The sequence below is a fragment of the Streptomyces sp. KL2 genome (assembly GCF_046529545.1).
GTDB classification, from domain to species: Bacteria; Actinomycetota; Actinomycetes; order Streptomycetales; family Streptomycetaceae; genus Streptomyces; species Streptomyces radiopugnans.
In genome coordinates, this window is record NZ_CP127170.1 from 1656782 (window position 1) to 1673256 (window position 16475).

General features: G+C 73.8%; 14 protein-coding genes. 3 read left to right on the forward strand and 11 right to left on the reverse strand.

Annotated elements, in window-relative coordinates; translation table 11 throughout:
- Positions 1-6: 6 nt before the first annotated feature.
- The 9 genes from gatB to QPK52_RS07420 form a co-directional block, all read right to left on the reverse strand.
- Complete coding sequence (gatB, locus tag QPK52_RS07380) at positions 7-1515, reverse strand: Asp-tRNA(Asn)/Glu-tRNA(Gln) amidotransferase subunit GatB (RefSeq protein WP_237880604.1); 1509 nt, start codon at positions 1513-1515, stop codon at positions 7-9.
- Positions 1516-1543: 28 nt separating this feature from the next.
- Positions 1544-1786: a hypothetical protein gene (locus QPK52_RS07385; RefSeq protein WP_410536300.1), complete on the reverse strand. Its 243-nt coding sequence runs from the start codon at positions 1784-1786 to the stop codon at positions 1544-1546.
- An 88-nt stretch (positions 1787-1874) separates the two neighbouring features.
- Entirely contained in the window at positions 1875-3377 is a 1503-nt protein-coding gene (gene gatA, locus QPK52_RS07390) for an Asp-tRNA(Asn)/Glu-tRNA(Gln) amidotransferase subunit GatA (protein ID WP_410536301.1), read from the reverse strand.
- 5 nt (positions 3378-3382) lie between these two features.
- Complete coding sequence (gene gatC, locus QPK52_RS07395) at positions 3383-3679, reverse strand: Asp-tRNA(Asn)/Glu-tRNA(Gln) amidotransferase subunit GatC (RefSeq protein WP_031505700.1); 297 nt, start codon at positions 3677-3679, stop codon at positions 3383-3385.
- Between the two features lie 260 nt (positions 3680-3939).
- Positions 3940-6129: a putative bifunctional diguanylate cyclase/phosphodiesterase gene (locus QPK52_RS07400; RefSeq protein WP_410536303.1), complete on the reverse strand. Its 2190-nt coding sequence runs from the start codon at positions 6127-6129 to the stop codon at positions 3940-3942.
- Between the two features lie 226 nt (positions 6130-6355).
- Positions 6356-8548 (reverse strand): NAD-dependent DNA ligase LigA, encoded by a 2193-nt coding sequence (gene ligA / locus QPK52_RS07405; RefSeq protein WP_410536305.1) that lies wholly within the window; start codon positions 8546-8548, stop codon positions 6356-6358.
- A 16-nt stretch (positions 8549-8564) separates the two neighbouring features.
- Complete coding sequence (locus QPK52_RS07410) at positions 8565-9563, reverse strand: methionine synthase (RefSeq protein WP_410540243.1); 999 nt, start codon at positions 9561-9563, stop codon at positions 8565-8567.
- Positions 9564-9607: 44 nt separating this feature from the next.
- Positions 9608-10297 (reverse strand): SDR family oxidoreductase, encoded by a 690-nt coding sequence (locus QPK52_RS07415; protein ID WP_410536307.1) that lies wholly within the window; start codon positions 10295-10297, stop codon positions 9608-9610.
- 69 nt (positions 10298-10366) lie between these two features.
- Entirely contained in the window at positions 10367-10537 is a 171-nt protein-coding gene (locus QPK52_RS07420; RefSeq protein WP_410536308.1) for a hypothetical protein, read from the reverse strand.
- Positions 10538-10596: 59 nt separating this feature from the next.
- On the opposite strand from QPK52_RS07420, the gene QPK52_RS07425 reads away from it, so the two are divergent.
- Positions 10597-12600: an NAD-binding protein gene (locus tag QPK52_RS07425; RefSeq protein WP_410536310.1), complete on the forward strand. Its 2004-nt coding sequence runs from the start codon at positions 10597-10599 to the stop codon at positions 12598-12600.
- A gap of 28 nt (positions 12601-12628) precedes the next feature.
- On the opposite strand, the gene QPK52_RS07430 is transcribed toward QPK52_RS07425, so the two are convergent.
- Positions 12629-13474, reverse strand: a complete 846-nt coding sequence (locus QPK52_RS07430; RefSeq protein WP_410536312.1) for a class I SAM-dependent methyltransferase — start codon at positions 13472-13474, stop codon at positions 12629-12631.
- 202 nt (positions 13475-13676) lie between these two features.
- On the opposite strand from QPK52_RS07430, the gene QPK52_RS07435 reads away from it, so the two are divergent.
- Both QPK52_RS07435 and QPK52_RS07440 read left to right on the forward strand, forming a co-directional pair.
- Entirely contained in the window at positions 13677-14552 is an 876-nt protein-coding gene (locus QPK52_RS07435; RefSeq protein WP_410536314.1) for an SDR family oxidoreductase, read from the forward strand.
- Positions 14553-14751: 199 nt separating this feature from the next.
- Positions 14752-15300 (forward strand): MOSC domain-containing protein, encoded by a 549-nt coding sequence (locus QPK52_RS07440; protein WP_410536316.1) that lies wholly within the window; start codon positions 14752-14754, stop codon positions 15298-15300.
- Positions 15301-15321: 21 nt separating this feature from the next.
- Here QPK52_RS07440 and mnmA read toward each other — a convergent pair whose 3' ends face one another.
- Positions 15322-16467 carry a tRNA 2-thiouridine(34) synthase MnmA gene (gene mnmA, locus QPK52_RS07445; protein ID WP_410536318.1) on the reverse strand — a complete coding sequence of 382 codons (1146 nt, stop codon included), beginning with the start codon at positions 16465-16467 and terminating at the stop codon, positions 15322-15324.
- Positions 16468-16475: the final 8 nt, after the last annotated feature.

Genomic DNA, 16475 nt, shown 5'->3' on the forward strand with positions numbered 1-16475 from the left:
CGGGCGTCAGCCCTGCACGCCCAGCTTCTCCAGGATGAGTTCGCGCACCCGGGCGGCGTCCGCCTGGCCGCGGGTGGCCTTCATGACGGCTCCGACGAGGGCGCCCGCCGCGGCCACCTTGCCGCCGCGGATCTTCTCGGCGATCGCCTCGTTGGCGGCGATCGCCTCGTCCACGGCCGCGCTCAGCGCGCCGGTGTCCGAGACGACCTTCAGACCGCGCTTCTCAACGACCTCGTCCGGCTCGCCCTCACCGGCGAGGACGCCCTCGATGACCTGACGGGCCAGCTTGTCGTTGAGGGAGCCGTCGGCGACCAGCTCGCACACCCGGGCGACCTGCGCCGGGGTGATCGGCAGGGCGGACAGCTCGGTGCCCTGCTCGTTCGCCCGGCGGGCCAGCTCGCCCATCCACCACTTGCGGGCCTGGTCGGCCGGGGCCCCGGCGTCGATGGTGGCGGTGATCAGGTCGATGGCGCCGGCGTTGAGGACGGACTGCATCTCGTGCTCGGAGATGCCCCACTCCTCGCGCAGCCGGTTGCGGCGCAGGCGCGGCAGCTCGGGCAGCCCGGCCCGCAGCTCCTCCACCCACTCGCGCGCGGGCGCGACGGGCACCAGGTCCGGCTCGGGGAAGTAGCGGTAGTCCTCCGCCTCCTCCTTGACCCGGCCGGAGGTGGTGGAGCCGTCGTCCTCGTGGAAGTGGCGGGTCTCCTGGACGATCGTCCCGCCCGAGCCCAGTACCGCGGCGTGGCGCTGGATCTCGAAGCGGGTGGCCCGCTCCACGCTGCGCAGCGAGTTGACGTTCTTGGTCTCCGAACGGGTGCCGAACGTCTCGGTGCCGTGCGGCCGCAGCGACAGGTTGACGTCGCAGCGCATCTGGCCCATCTCCATCCGGGCCTCGGACACCCCGAGGGCCCGGATGAGTTCGCGCAGCTCGGCGACGTACGCCTTGGCCACCTCCGGCGCGCGCTCGCCTGCGCCGGTGATCGGCTTGGTGACGATCTCGATCAGGGGGATGCCGGCGCGGTTGTAGTCCAGCAGCGAGTGCACGGCGCCGTGGATGCGCCCGGTGGCACCGCCGATGTGGGTGGACTTGCCGGTGTCCTCCTCCATGTGGGCGCGCTCGATCCCGACGCGGAAGACCTCCCCGTCCTCCAGCTGGACGTCCAGGTAGCCGTCGAAGGCGATCGGCTCGTCGTACTGGGAGATCTGGAAGTTCTTCGGCATGTCCGGATAGAAGTAGTTCTTCCGGGCGAAGCGGCACCACTGGGCGATCTCGCAGTTCAGCGCGAGGCCGATGCGCACGGCGGACTCCACCGCGGTGGCGTTGACCACCGGCAGCGAGCCGGGCAGTCCGAGGCAGACGGGGCACGTCTGCGTGTTGGGCTCGGCGCCCAGCGCGGTGGAGCAGCCGCAGAACATCTTGGTCCTGGTGCCCAGTTCGACATGGACCTCAAGGCCCATGACGGGGTCGTAGGAGGCCAGCGCGTCCTCGTACGACACCAGTTCGGTGACAGTCACGGAAAGTCAAACCTTTCAGGCGCTGCGGTCAGTCGTCGGCGAGGACGTCGTCGATGTCCAGGCGCCGCACCTCGCGGACGAGGATGGCGACGCTGGTCAGGATCGCGGCGCCGGAGACGATCGCGTCCAGGAGCTGGAGCTTGTCGTCCTCCCGCCGGGCGAGCTGCATCTGCTTGACGACGCCGACGGCGCCGAAGAGCGAGGTGCCGATGGACAGGTACAGGCCGGGCCGGGACTTCTTGAACCCCTTGGCCTTCTTCAGCGCGCTCACAGCCTGTCTCCATTCGCTTCTCCGCCCGCGCGGCGCAGAGGTGCGGCTCCGTATGTCGTCTGCGGCCCGGTGGCCGCACGTGCGACGCTCACAGCGAGGGTGCCTCCTCCAGCAGCGGGTGCCCCCAGCGTGCGTGGTACGCGGCCTCGACCGCCGCTCCGACACGGTAGAGCCGGTCGTCGGCCATGGCGGGGGCGATGATCTGCAGGCCCACCGGGAGCCCGTCCTCGGGGGCCAGGCCGCACGGCAGCGACATGGCCGCGTTGCCCGCCAGGTTGGACGGGATGGTGCACAGGTCCGCCAGGTACATGGCCATCGGGTCGTCGGCCCGCTCCCCGATGGGGAACGCGGTGGTCGGCGTAGTCGGCGAGACCAGCACGTCCACCCTCTCGAAGGCGGCGTCGAAGTCGCGCTTGATCAGGGTGCGCACCTTCTGGGCGGAGCCGTAGTAGGCGTCGTAGTAGCCGGAGGACAGCGCGTAGGTGCCCAGCATGATGCGGCGCTTGACCTCGGGGCCGAAGCCGGCCTCGCGGGTGAGGGAGGTGACCTCCTCCGCCGAGCGGGTGCCGTCGTCGCCGACGCGCAGGCCGTAGCGCATGGCGTCGAAGCGGGCCAGGTTGGAGGAGCACTCCGACGGCGCGATCAGGTAGTAGGCCGCCAGCGCCTTGTCGAAGGACGGGCAGGAGATCTCGACGATCTCGGCGCCCAGCTCGCGCAGCAGCTCCACCGACTCATTGAAGCGCTGCATGACCCCGGCCTGGTAGCCCTCGCCCGCGAACTCCCTGACCACGCCGACGCGCAGGCCCTTGACGTTCCCGTTGCGGGCGGCCTCGACCACCGGCGGGACGGGGGCGTCGATGGAGGTGGAGTCCAGCGGGTCGTGCCCGGCGATCGCCTCGTGCAGCAGGGCCGCGTCCAGGACGGTGCGGGCACAGGGCCCGCCCTGGTCGAGGGAGGAGGAGAAGGCGACCATGCCGTAGCGGGAGACGGCACCGTAGGTCGGCTTGACGCCGACGGTGCCGGTGACGGCCGCCGGCTGGCGGATGGAGCCGCCGGTGTCGGTGCCGATGGCCAGCGGGGCCTGGTAGGAGGCGAGCGCCGCCGAGGAGCCGCCGCCGGAGCCGCCCGGGATGCGGGTGAGGTCCCACGGGTTGCCGGTCGGGCCGTAGGCGCTGTTCTCCGTGGAGGAGCCCATGGCGAACTCGTCCATGTTGGTCTTGCCCAGGATCACCACGTCGGCGGCCTTGAGCCGCTTGGTGAGCGTGGCGTCGTACGGCGGGATCCAGCCCTCGAGGATCTTCGAGCCGACCGTGGTGGGCACGCCCTCGGTGGTGAAGATGTCCTTGAGCGCGAGCGGGACGCCGGCCAGCGGGCCGAGCCTCTCGCCGCGGGAGCGCTTGGCGTCCACGGTGCGGGCACGGGCCAGCGCGCCCTCGCGGTCCACGTGGAGGAAGGCGTGCACCTTCTCGTCCACGGCCTCGATGCGGGCGAGGTGGGCCTCGGTCACCTCGACGGCGCTCGCCTGGCCGGAGGCGATCCTCGCGGCGGTCTCGGCCGCGGTGAGCCTGGTCAGATCGCTCGAATGCGTCACGGCGTTCACTCCTCCCCCAGGATCTGCGGCACCTTGAAACGCTGCTGCTCCTGGGCGGGGGCGCCGGAGAGCGCCTGCTCCGGGGTCAGCGACGGACGGACCTCGTCCGGGCGCATGACGTTGGTCAGCGGCAGCGGGTGGGAGGTCGGCGGTACGTCCTCGTCGGCGACGTCGGAGACGCGGGCGACCGCGCCGATGATGTCGTCGAGCTGTCCGGCGAAGTGGTCGAGCTCTTCGTCCTTCAGCTCCAGACGTGCCAGCCGGGCGAGGTGGGCGACCTCCTCGCGCGTGATGCCAGGCATGCAGCGATTCCTCGGGGTGAGTGGTGGATCCTTCGGGGCTCGGCGGACTCTTCCGCCTTCCGCCCCGATCCTGTGACTCCTCCGTCTCCTGAGCGGGACGGCTTCCCCCCCGGCCTTCCGGCCGGGGCGCGGCCAAGTCCTGACCGCTGCCCGGAGGGCAGAACAGCATGCTAACAGTTTGGCCGCGGCGCACGGCGGTGCCGGGGACGGGGGCGGAGGCGGCCTCCGCCCCGCCCGGGCGCCCGGAGGGGCCCGCGCGCCTACCGCGCGGGCTGTCCTCGGTGTCCCGGGGCGGTCCTCCCGGCCGGTCCCGGCAGCGCGGGGTGCGCCGCCTCGACCGGGGGCGGCGCCCCGTCGCGCGCCCGCAGCCAGGCGGTCGCCTCGGACGGGGGCATCGCGGCCGACACCAGCCAGCCCTGCACGGCGTCGCAGCCCAGGTCGCGCAGGCGCTCCCAGGTCTCGTCGTCCTCCACTCCCTCGGCGACGACGAGCAGGCCGAGGGAGTGCGCGAGGTCCACCGTGCAGCGCACGATCTCGGCGTCCTCGGCGTCCACCGCGAGGCGTGCCACGAAGGAGCGGTCGATCTTCAGCTCGCTCACCGGCAGCCTCCGCAGGTGCACCAGGGAGGAGTAGCCGGTGCCGAAGTCGTCCAGGGACATCCGCACGCCGTGGCCGGTGAGCGCGGCGAGGGTGTCGGCGGCCTGCTGCGGGTCCTCCAGCAGGACGTGCTCGGTGATCTCCAGCTGGAGCGCCCCGGCCGGGACGCCGTGCCGGGCCAGCCGGGCGGCCACCGATCCGGCGAAGCCGGGGCTGTGGACGTCGCGGGGCGAGACGTTGACGGCGACCGGCACGGTCAGGCCCCAGGACCGCCAGCGGGCGACCTGGGCGAGCGCGGTCTCCAGCACGTAGTCGGTCAGGCGCGGCATCAGGCCGGAGGACTCGGCGATGGCGATGAACTCGTCCGGGGGCACCCTGCCCCGCTCCGGGTGCACCCAGCGGACCAGTGCCTCCAGGCCGCAGACCGAGCCGTCGAAGGCGACCTTGGGCTGGTAGTGCAGCTCGACCTCGCCCGCGTCCAGGGCGCGGCGCAGATCGCCCAGCAGGCCCAGCCGGTCGGGTGTGTTGCCGTCGCGGGTGGCCTCGTAGACCTCCACTCCGCTGCGGTCGCGCTTGGCCTGGTACATCGCGACGTCGGCGCGGCGCAGCAGGCCCTCGGCCTCACCGGCGTGGTCGGGGAAGACCGCGACCCCCGCGCTGGCCTCCAGCTCCAGGGTCAGCCCGTCCAGGTCCAGCGGCGAGCCGAGGGCGCAGACGAGCGCGCGGGCGACGCGCTGGGCGCTGGTGGGCGAGTCGGCGAACGGGAGCAGTACGGCGAACTCGTCGCCGCCGAGCCGGGCCACCTCGGCGCCGCGGGGCAGCGCCGTCCGCAGCCGGTCGGCGATCTGCAGCAGCAGCCGGTCGCCCGCCAGGTGGCCGAGGGTGTCGTTGACCGACCGGAAGCGGTCGAGGTCGATGAGGACGAGGGCGGAGCGGGCGCCCAGCCGGTCGGCCTCGTCCAGGGCGGACCAGGTGCGCTCCAGCAGCCACTGGCGGTTGGCGAGCCCGGTGAGGGGGTCGCGCAGCTGCTCCTCGGCGCGGGCCCGGGCGATCCACAGGGCGGAGTCCAGGGCGATCAGCGGTACCGAGAACAGCGGCAGCAGCAGCGGCATGTGGACGGCGACCACGACGATCAGCGGGGAGATGGCCAGCAGGGCGAGGGCGACCAGCCCCTGCCGCACCAGGGCGGTGCGGGCGACGGTGGGCAGTCCTCCCTGGCGCGGGGCCAGGATGTACCACAGCAGCGTCCGGGTGACGAGCAGGTAGGCGGCGGCGGCGAGCAGGACCTCGGGGAGCGCGTACACGCTCCAGGCGGCCGGGCGCCAGGGCTCCTCCACCGAGGGGTGCACGCCGAAGGCCGCCAGGCACAGCGCCGCGGCGCCGATGCCGAGGATGTCCACCGCGCCGTGCCGCAGCGCCTGGCGCCAGCGGTGCCGCCGGGCCGCGCCGACCAGGACCACCACCGCGAGGCTGACCAGGGTGGCCGGGATCCAGCCGTACAGCAGCAGGATGGCCAGGGTGAGGGCGGCGCCGGAGCCGGTGCCGCCCCACCAGCGGTCGCGGCCGAGGGCGACGAGGTGTCCGACGATGAGGCCGGTGAGGACGGCGAAGGACCAGCCCGCCGTGCCGCTGGGGAAGAGGGCGTGCCCCTCGGAGACCACCCGGTGGACCCCGGCGGCCAGCGCGGCGGCGGCGACCGCGACGACCGTGCGGGCGAGCCAGGGCACCTCCAGGGAGGCGACGCGCTGCAGCTTCGGCGCGCCGTCGGGGCTCTCGCCCGGCGGCGCCGTGACCGGCCGGGGCCGCCCGTGGCGGAGCCACTGCTGTCCCCGGTCCCGGGGTTTGTGCTGCATGCGCGTCCCTCTCACAGCCGTCGGTGCCCACGCCACGGCAGGCGCACCCCGTCAACAGTAGGGCGCGGACGGCCGGCTGGGCAGTGATCGTTCAGGGTTGCCCGAATGCGGACCGGTCGATCGCGTCCGTCTGATAAGCGCCGCGCGGCCCCTCCTCATCACTCAGTCAACGGCATTGTCCGAAAAGGGATTTGGCGGCGGTGACACCACCGCCGCCGACGCGCCGTCACTGTGCGGGCGGCTCCGCGGCGGGCTCGACGGGAACGACGGCGGCCTCCCGTGCGGCGTCGGGTCCCTGCTCCAGCAGGACGGCGAAACCGTCGTCGTCCAGGATCGGGACCTTCAACTGCACGGCCTTGTCATATTTCGACCCGGGACTGTCGCCCGCCACAACAAAACCGGTCTTCTTTGAAACAGAACCGGTCACTTTCGCTCCCAGGCCCTGCAGCGCCTCTTTTGCGCCATCCCGCGTGTACGACCGCAGGGTCCCGGTGACCACCACGGTGACCCCCTCCAGCGGACGCGGCCCCTCCTCGGCGCCGCCCTCCTCCTCCATCCGCACGCCGGCCGCCCGCCACTTCTCGACGATCTCGCGGTGCCAGTCCTCGGCGAACCAGGCCTTGAGCGAGGCGGCGATGGTCGGGCCGACCCCCTCGGTGGCCGCCAGCTCCTCCTCGGACGCCTCGGCGATCCGGTCCAGCGAGCGGAACTCCCTGGCCAGCGCCTCGGCCGCGACCGGGCCGACATGGCGGATCGACAGCCCCGCGATGATCCTGGCCAGCGGACGCTCCTTGGCCGCCTGGATGTTCTCCAGCATCGCCAGGGTGTTCTTCTTCGGCTCGCCCCTGAGGTTGGCGAAGAAGGTGACGACCTTCTCCTCCCCCGTCTTCGGGTCCCGCTTGGGCAGGCCGCTGTCCGGGTCCAGGACGTAGGTCCTGATGGGCAGCAGCTGCTCGACGGTGAGGTCGAACAGATCCCCCTCGTCCCGCAGCGGCGGTGCGGCCGGCTCCAGCGGCTGGGTCAGCGCGGTGGCGGCCACGTACCCGAAGTGCTCGATGTCCAGGCACTTGCGCCCCGCCAGGTAGTAGAGCCGCTCGCGCAACTGGCCCGGGCAGGAGCGGGCGTTGGGGCAGCGCAGATCGACGTCCCCCTCCTTGGCCGGCTTCAGCCCGGTGCCGCACTCGGGGCACTCGGCGGGCATCACGAACTCCCGCTCGCTGCCGTCCCGCAGATCGGCGACGGGGCCCAGGATCTCGGGGATGACGTCACCCGCCTTGCGCAGCGCGACGGTGTCCCCGATCAGCACGCCCTTGGCCCTGACCACGTCCTGGTTGTGCAAGGTGGCGAACTCCACCTCCGAGCCGGCCACCGTCACCGGCTCCACCACGGCGAACGGCGTGGCCCGCCCGGTGCGGCCGATGCTCACCTTGATGTCCAGCAGCCTGGTGTTGACCTCCTCGGGCGGGTACTTCCAGGCGATCGCCCAGCGCGGCGCCCGCGAGGTGGAGCCCAGCCGCCCCTGGAGGGGGATCTCGTCCAGCTTGACGACGACCCCGTCGATCTCGTGCTCCACCGAGTGCCGGTTGGCGCCGTAGTACGCGATGTACTCCCGCACCTCCTCGACGGAGCCGACCACCCTGGCGTGCGCGGCGGTCGGCAGCCCCCACTCGTGCAGCAGCTCGTAGGCGTGCGACAGCCGGTCGATGTCGAAGCCCTCGCGGGCGCCGATGCCGTGCACCACCATGTGCAGCGGGCGCTCCGCGGTGACCTTGGGATCCTTCTGCCGCAGCGAACCGGCCGCCGCGTTGCGGGGGTTGGCGAACGCCGGCTTGCCCCCCTCGACCAGCCGCGCGTTCAGCTCCTCGAAGCGCTCCATGGGGATGAACACCTCCCCGCGGATCTCCACCAGATCCGGGATGCGCTCCCCCTTCAGCCGCTCGGGGATCTGCGCGATGGTGCGGACGTTGGGCGTGATGTCCTCCCCGGTGCGCCCGTCGCCGCGGGTGGCGGCGCGCACCAGCCTGCCGTGCTCGTACGTCAGGTTGACCGCGAGGCCGTCCACCTTCAGCTCGCACAGGAAGTGGTAGGGCACACCGCCCAGTTCGCGTGCGATCCGGTCGGCCCAGGACTCCAGTTCCTCGTCGTCGAAGGCGTTGTCCAGCGACAGCATCCGCTCGCGGTGCTGTACGGCGGTGAACTCCGTCTCGTAGGAGCCGGCCACCTTCTGGGTCGGCGAGTCGGGTGTGACCAGCTCCGGGTACCTGGCCTCCAGCTCCTGGAGCTCGCGCATCAGGGCGTCGAACTCGGCGTCGCTGACGACCGGCGTCGTCACGTAGTACCGGAAGCGGTGCTCGTCGACCTCCCGGGCCAGCCGTGCGTGCCGTTCGCGCGCCTCGCTGTCCGGGCTCACCGTCTCCATGTATCCAAGCCTCCCGTTACTCAGGGTCGTTTACGAGCGAGCGTGCGGCCCGGACACAGTGCGCGAGCGCGGCCCGCGCGTAGGCGGGCGAGGCGCCCGCCAGACCGCAGGCGGGCGTGACGACCACCGATCGCGCCAGCAGCTTCGGAGACAGCCCCAGCCTGCGCCACAGCGTCCTGACACCCATGACGCTACCGGCAGGGTCTGACAGTGCCCTCGAGTACGGCTCCACCGCCGGGACCGCCCCGGCGAACAGCGCCGTGCCCGCCTCGACCGCCTCCCCGACCGCCTCGTCGTCACGTTCTGTGAGCAGCGAGAGGTCGAAGGAGATCCCGGCGGCGCCCGCCCTGCGCAGCAGCCCGAAGGGCACCCCCGGAGCGCAGGAGTGCACCACCACCGGGATCTCCTGCCCCGGTTCCGGCGCCGGGCCCCCCGCCTCCCTCACCGCCTCGACCACCTGCCGCAGCGCGCCCTCGGCCACGCCGCGGTCCACGGCCGGATGGGTGCGGTACCCGCTGGCGGTGGGCACCCTGCCCAGCAGCACCGCCGTCAGCGACGGCTCGTCGAGCTGGAGGACCGGCCTGGCCCCCGGCACCCTGCGCCGCACCTCGGCGAGATGGGCCCGCAGCCCCTCGGCCAGGGACTCGGCCAGGTAGCGGCAGGCGCCCGCGTCGCCGAGCATCGCCTCGCCGCCGCGGCGCTCCAGCGAGGCCGCCAGCGTCCAGGGCCCGACGGCGGAGACCTTCAGCGCCCCGGTGTAGCCCTGGGTGAACTCCTCCAGCGCGTCCAGGTCCTCCCCCAGCCAGGACCGGGCCCGCCGGGTGTCGCGCCCGGGGGCGTCGCCGACCCGCCAGCCGCTGGGCTCCAGGCGGGCGTACAGCTCCACCAGCAGCCCGGCCGTCCGCCCGATCATGTCGGCGCCGGGCCCGCGCGCGGGCAGCTCCGGCAGGTACGGGAAGTGCTCGAGGCTGCCGGTGACGGTCTTCACGGCCTCCCGGGCGTCGGTGCCGGGCATCGATCCGACGCCGGTCGCCGCCCCCTCCCCCCACACGTGCTCCCTCACGCCGACGGCCTCACCCTCAGATCGGTGATCTCCGAGCCCGCCGGCAGGTCGAGGGCCGTGAGGACGGCGGTCGCCACCGCGGACGGGGGGATCCAGCGCGCCGGGTCGTACTCCCTGCCCTCCTGCCGGTGCACCTTGGCCTGCATCGGCGTGGCGGTGCGCCCCGGGTAGACGGAGGTCACCCGCACCCCGGCGCCGCCCTCCTCCGCGCGCAGCGAGTCGGCGAGCGCCTTGAGCCCGTGCTTGCTGGCCGCGTACGCGCCCCAGTCGGCGTTGGCGTTCAGGCCCGCGCCGGAGTTGACGAAGACCACGTGGCCGTGCGCCAGGCGGATCTGCGGCAGCAGCAGCCGGGTCAGCTCGGCGGGGCCGACGAGGTTGACCGCCAGGGTGGCGTTCCAGACCTTCGGCGCCAGCTCCCCGACCTTCCCCAGGTCCACCACCCCGGCGACGTGCAGCAGCGAGTCCACCCGCTCCGGCAGCTCCTGGTGGGACAGCGCCCACGACAGCCTATCGGGCTCGGCCAGGTCTCCGACGAGGGTGCGGGCGCCGGGGAAGCGCTCGGCCAGTTCCCTGGCGCGGCCCGCGTCCCGCGCCAGCAGCCACAGCTCCTCGCCCCGCTCCCGCAGGCGCTCGGCGATCTCGGCTCCGATGCCGGAGCCCGCCCCGGTGATCACATGCGTTCCCATGGGCCCATCGTCCCATCCGGCGGGCCGTCCGACGGGCACCGCACCCGTCACCGGCGGGCACCGCGTCCGTCAGCAGAGCCCCGGCGTGCGAGCGGTGTCCTCGCCGCGCCGCGTGCGCTCCCGGGCCGCCGCCCTGGACTCGCGCCGCACCCGCACCCGCACCCGCACCGGTGTCCGGTCCGCTCCCCGTCCCACGGCGAGGCTGCCGCCGTCCACCCGTTCCAGGTGGTTGACGTCCACGACGAGTCCGTGGAGCCGAGTTCCCCGGGCGGCCGCCGGACGTGGTCGAATGATGTGTCATGGCCACCTCGTCCCCTCCGCCCACTCCCCCCGTGCCGGGGCCGGCCGTCCCGCCGCAGGGCGGGCGCCGGAGCGAACCGGCCGGCCTGGCCGGCCACATGGTCGTGTGCGGCGACAACTCCCTGTCCCAGCGGCTGGTGCGCGAGCTCGCCTCCGTCTACGGCCAGAAGGTCACCGTCGTCCTGCCCTCGCTGCGCGGCGGCGACCAGGGCCCGCAGATCGCCGCGCTGGTCGGCGACCGGTGCCTGGACGTACGGGCGGTGGAGGCGCAGGCGCCCGACGACGAGGCGCTGCGGGAGGCGGGCATCGAGCACGCCGCCGCGCTGGCGCTGACCTCCGGCGACGACCAGCTCAACATCCACACCGCACTGCGGGCCCGCCGTATCAACCCCGAACTGCGCCTGGTCATCCGGATGTTCAACCGGACCCTGGGCAGCTATCTGGAGGACCTGCTCGACCGGACCATCGCCGCCCGCGTCCCCGGCCTGGACCAGAGGGCCGTGGACGCCTCCACCACCGTCCTGTCCGACGCGGACACCGCCGCACCCTCCATGGTGGCGGCGGCCGTGGTCGGCACCAGCAAGGTGATCCACGCCGGCGGGCTGCTGCTGCGGGCCAAGGAGCGCACCGTGGGCACCGCCGACCGCCGCGACCCGCTGTGCACCCTGGCCCTGCTGCCCGACTCCCCGGACTCCGACGAGGGCGACGTCTACACCGACCCCGAGGACCACGACGGCCCCGTACTGCTGCCCGACCCGCGCGAGCTGGAAGGGCTGCCGGACGAGCGCGGCACCGTCGTCCTGGAGGCGATCACCCGCCGCCCCGACCGGGCCGGCGCCCCCGCTCCCCGCGTGCCGCGGTTACCGGTGGGCAGCTTCTTCTCCCGGAAGCTGCGGGCCGCCCTGCTCGGGCTCACCGCGGTGGTCGTCCTGCTCGCCGCCGCGAACTGGTACGTCACCCGCGAGACGCCGCTGCACGCCGCCTACGTCACCCTGCTCAACGTCATGTCCATCAACGAGCCCGAACTGGAGGGCAGCACCGGGGAGCAGGTCCTGCAACTGCTGGGCGGGCTGGCGGGCACCGCGCTGCTGCCGCTGATGGTCGCCGTCGTGCTGGAGAGCTACGGCACCTTCCGCCGGGCGGCCACCCTGCCGCCCCCGCCGCACGGCATCGAGAAGCACGTCGTCCTGCTGGGCCTGGGCAAGGTCGGCACCCGTGTGCTGGACCAGCTGCTGGAACTGGGCATCCCCGTGGTGTGCATCGAGCGCGACGACGAGGCCCGCGGCATCGCCACCGCCCGTGCGCGCCGGGTGCCGACCCTGGTCGCCGACGTCACCGAGGGCGGGGTGCTGGAGGAGGCGGGGATAGCGCGCAGCCGCGCCCTGCTGGCACTGACCAGCGACAGCGGCACCAACCTGGAGGCCACGCTCTACGCCCGCCAGGTCAACCCCGGCCTGCGGGTGGTGATGCGCCTGTTCGACGACGAGTTCGCCGCCACCGTCTACCGCACGCTGCGTGACACCTATCCCGGGGCGCAGACCCGCAGCCGCAGCGTCTCCGCGCTGGCGGCCCCGGCCTTCGCCGGAGCCATGATGGGCCGCCAGGTGCTGGGCGCCATACCCGTCGGCCGCCGGGTGCTGGTCTTCGCCGCGGTGTCGGTGACGGGCAACCGGCTGCTGGAGGGCCGCACCGTAGGCGAGGCGTCCCGCCCCGGCTCCTGGCGGATCCTGGCCCTGGACACCGCCCCGCCCGACCGCCGCCGCGCCGATCTGGGCTCCCTCACCTCCGGCGCCCGCACCTACACCCTCACCGGCGACCTCGCCTGGCGGCTGCACGACGGCTACCTGATGACGCCGGGCGACCGCGTGGTGGTGGCCGCCACCCGCGAGGGCCTGGGCGTCCTGCTCTCCGGCGAGGACCCGCGCGGGGCGGACGGGGCGGGTGCGGACGGCGTGCACGGCGCGGGCGGCGCCGGAGCGGGCAGCCCGGCCCCGGCGCCGTGAACCGCGCCGCCGCCCGCCCCGGCGCGCGCTACACGGGACTGCGCTCCGGTTCCGTCCCGCCCGCCGCCGCCCGGTCCGGCGCCGGAAGGGTGACGCGGATCTTGGACTGGCCGTGCGGGAGCCGCTCCCAGTCGTCCATGAGGCGCGCCGTCAGGCCGTGGCTGGCGGCGAGGTCGGTCAGCGTCTCGGTGCGGTAGTAGAAGTCCTCGCGCAGCACGTGGTGCTCGCGGCCCTCGGTGCGGTCGAAGGTGAAGTCGAAGAAGCCGCCCGGGGCGAGGATCCGCCCCACGTTCTCCAGGCACTGGTCGATGACGTCCAGCGGGGAGTGGGAGAAGACGCTGTGGGCGTGGACGACCGTGAAGTGCCCCTCGGGCAGGAAGTCGAAGGTCAGATCGTCGGCGATCGCCAGGTGGGGCAGCTTGTCCTGGAGTCCGTAGCGCACGACGGTCCGCTCGGCCTCGATCAGGATGTGGGGCGATATGTCGACCCCGTAGTAGTGGCCGGGCTGGAGATGGCCGATGAACAGCCGGCCGGCCCGCAGGTTGCCGCAGCCGATCTCCAGCATCCGGTCGTCCGGCTTCAGCCCGTGTTCCAGCAGGTAGTCGAACTGCATCCGCCCGATGGCCAGCCAGCGCTCGTACGACGGCCTGCCGCCGACCGCCGCCTCCGGGCTGCGGGCGGCGTCGGAGGCCATCACGGCCCGGTAGTACCCGATGTGGTCGTCACGGTACTTCGCCCGCAGCCAGGCGTCCCGGGCGGCCCGGCGCAGATGGGCGGGGACGCGTTCGGGATGGCCGATCGCGTAGCGCACCTTGTGGGCGAGGGTGGCGCGGTTCCGGGAGAGCCTGGAGTCGGATGGGGTCTTGGTTCCCATGGAGACCTCCGCGTCGCTCGGGGTCGGGCCGGTGGCGTCAGTATGGGCGCGGCGCCCTCGCCGCACCCTCCGGCTGATCCGATCGGGTGCCCGCCGGACGTCCCGGGTAAGCCCCCGCCCGGCGGGCCGGGGAAGGCATGGAGGCCGGGGCTCCGTGGTACCCGGCCGCACCAGGCCCTCTCCCCCGGCAAGGAAGCACACCATGATCGTCGTCACCGGAGCCGCCGGACAGCTCGGCCGTCTCACCGTCGAGGCCCTCCTGGAGCGCGGCGTGCCCGCGTCCCAGGTCGTCGCAGCCGTGCGCTCGCCGGAGAAGGCCGCCGGCCTCGCCCGGCGGGGCGTGCGGGTGCGGGAGGCCGACTACGACCGGCCCGGCACCCTGGCCGCCGCGTTCGAGGACGCCCGGCGGGTGCTGCTGGTCTCCGGCAGCGAGGTCGGCCGCCGCGTCCCGCAGCACCGGGCCGTCATCGACGCCGCCGGGGAGGCCGGGGCGGAACTGCTGGTCTACACCAGCGTCCTGCACGCCGACACCACCACCGTCCCCGTGGCGCCCGAGCACCGCGAGACCGAGGAGTACCTGCGCGACTTTGGCCTGCCCCACTGCCTGCTGCGCAACGGCTGGTACACGGAGAACTACGAGCAGGCCGCCCGCCAGGGCCTGAAGACCGGGATGATCGCCGGGGCCGCCGGAGACGGCCGGATCGCGTCCGCCTCCCGCGCCGACTACGCGGCGGCGGCCGCCGCCGTCCTGGCCGACGAGGGAACCGACGGCCACGGCACCCACACGAACGCCGTGTACGAGCTGTCCGGCGACACCGCCTGGACCATGGCCGACTTCGCCGCCGTCCTCACCGACCTGACCGGCACCGAGGTCGTCTACCGCGACCTGTCGGCGGACGGATACGCCAAGGCGCTCACCGGCGCCGGGCTGCCCGAGGAGACGGCCCGGTTCCTCGCCGGGACCGACGCCGCCATCGCCGCGGGCCACCTCGGCGACACCCCCGGCGACCTCTCCCGCCTCATCGGCCGCCCCACCACCCCGCTGCGCGACACCCTCGCCGCGCTCCTCGGGAGCTGACGCGGCACCCGCCGCGCCGCCGGGCGGCGGACACCAGGGTGGACGGATGCGGTGGCCCGCCCGGGGACACCACCGACCGCACCGCCTTCCGCTCGCTCGTCCAGGGCGCGAAGGCCGGAGCGTCCGACCGTCTCGCCCGGCAGGGCCGCCCGGGTTAGGCTCCCGGGCGGGACACGCCACCGGCGAAGGGGGCCGCTCCATGGGCGGGACGGGGACCGTGGTCGCGGTCAGCAGCAGCGGCGAGCACTCGTTCGGCAAGCCGAACCGGGAGAGCATCAGACTGCTGGCCGGGCTCGGGGTGGAGGGGGACGCGCACGCCGGACGGACGGTCAAGCACCGCTACCGCGTCGCCAAGGACCCCACCCAGCCGAACCTCCGGCAGGTGCACCTCATCCACGAGGAGCTGTTCGCCGAGGTCGGCGAGGCGGGCTTCACCGTGAAGCCCGGTGAACTGGGTGAGAACATCACCACCCGCGGTCTCGACCTGCTCGGCCTGCCCACCGGCACGCTGCTGCGCATCGGCGCCGAGGCGGTCGTCGAGGTCACCGGCCTGCGCAACCCGTGCTCGCAGATCGACGGCTTCCAGCGGGGTCTGCTGAAGCGGGTCGTCGGCCGCGACGAGGACGGCAACGTGGTGCGCAGGGCCGGGGTGATGGGCGTCGTGCGGACGGGCGGCACGGTGCGCCCCGGCGACGCGATCGGGGTCGAGCTGCCGGACGGCCCGCACCGCCCGCTGCAGATGGTCTGACGTCCGTCGGGCAGCCCGGGGTTACCGGGTGGCGGCGGCCGCCCCGCGGCGCTCGGTGGCGGCGATGGTGGCCGAGCCGACCACGCGGGTGCCGTCGTAGAGGACGATCGCCTGGCCCGGGGCCACGCCGCGCACCGGCTCGGTGAAGGCCACCTTCAGCTCGTCCCCGACGAGTTCGGCGGTGACCGGCGTCTCGCCGCCGTGGGCGCGCAGCTGGGCGGTGTACGCGCCCGGCCCGGTGGGCGGGGTGCCGCACCAGCGGGGGCGGATCGCCCTGAGGGCGACCACGTCCAGGGCGGAGGCCGGGCCGACGGTGACGGTGTTGTCCACCGGGGAGATGTCCAGTACGTAGCGCGGCTTGCCGTCGGGGGCGGGGTGGCCGATGCGCAGGCCCTTGCGCTGGCCGACGGTGAAGCCGTACGCGCCGGTGTGGGTGCCGAGCTTGTTGCCGTCCTCGTCGAGGATGTCGCCCTCGGCGGTGCCCAGGTGCTTCGCCAGGAAGCCCTGGGTGTCGCCGTCGGCGATGAAGCAGATGTCGTGGCTGTCGGGCTTCTTCGCCACCGCCAGGCCCCGGCGCTCGGCCTCGGCGCGGATCTCCTCCTTGGTGGTGGCGGTGTCGCCGAGGGGGAACATGGCGTGGGCGAGCTGCCGCTCGTCCAGCACGCCCAGCACATAGCTCTGGTCCTTGGCCGCGTCGGCGGCGCGGTGCAGCTCGCGGGTGCCGTCCTCGCGGACGACGACGGTGGCGTAGTGGCCGGTGCACACCGCGTCGAAGCCCAGCGCCAGGGCCTTGTCCAGCAGCGCGGCGAACTTGATCTTCTCGTTGCAGCGCAGGCAGGGGTTGGGGGTGCGGCCGGCCTCGTACTCGGCGACGAAGTCCTCCACCACGTCCTGGCGGAAGCGCTCGGCCAGGTCCCACACGTAGAAGGGGATGCCGATGACGTCGGCGGCGCGGCGGGCGTCGCGGGAGTCCTCGATCGTGCAGCAGCCGCGGGCGCCGGTGCGGAAGGACTGCGGGTTCGCCGAGAGGGCGAGGTGGACGCCGGTGACGTCGTGGCCCGCCTCCACCGCGCGGGCGGCGGCGACGGCGGAGTCCACGCCGCCGGACATGGCGGCGAGGACGCGGAGGCGGGGGGCGGGGCTGGGCGCACCGGTCGTGTCAGTCATAGCGCCCT

Excerpts from the sequence above, each read along its gene's own strand:
- gatC (WP_031505700.1), bottom strand. The coding sequence starts at position 3,679 with ATGCCTGGCATCACGCGCGAGGAGGTCGCCCACCTCGCCCGGCTGGCA.
- QPK52_RS07400 (WP_410536303.1), bottom strand. The coding sequence starts at position 6,129 with ATGCAGCACAAACCCCGGGACCGGGGACAGCAGTGGCTCCGCCACGGG.
- ligA (WP_410536305.1), bottom strand. The coding sequence starts at position 8,548 with ATGGAGACGGTGAGCCCGGACAGCGAGGCGCGCGAACGGCACGCACGG.
- QPK52_RS07410 (WP_410540243.1), bottom strand. The coding sequence starts at position 9,563 with ATGCCCGGCACCGACGCCCGGGAGGCCGTGAAGACCGTCACCGGCAGC.
- QPK52_RS07415 (WP_410536307.1), bottom strand. The coding sequence starts at position 10,297 with ATGGGAACGCATGTGATCACCGGGGCGGGCTCCGGCATCGGAGCCGAG.
- QPK52_RS07425 (WP_410536310.1), top strand. The coding sequence starts at position 10,597 with ATGGCCACCTCGTCCCCTCCGCCCACTCCCCCCGTGCCGGGGCCGGCC.
- QPK52_RS07430 (WP_410536312.1), bottom strand. The coding sequence starts at position 13,474 with ATGGGAACCAAGACCCCATCCGACTCCAGGCTCTCCCGGAACCGCGCC.
- QPK52_RS07435 (WP_410536314.1), top strand. The coding sequence starts at position 13,677 with ATGATCGTCGTCACCGGAGCCGCCGGACAGCTCGGCCGTCTCACCGTC.
- QPK52_RS07440 (WP_410536316.1), top strand. The coding sequence starts at position 14,752 with ATGGGCGGGACGGGGACCGTGGTCGCGGTCAGCAGCAGCGGCGAGCAC.
- mnmA (WP_410536318.1), bottom strand. The coding sequence starts at position 16,467 with ATGACTGACACGACCGGTGCGCCCAGCCCCGCCCCCCGCCTCCGCGTC.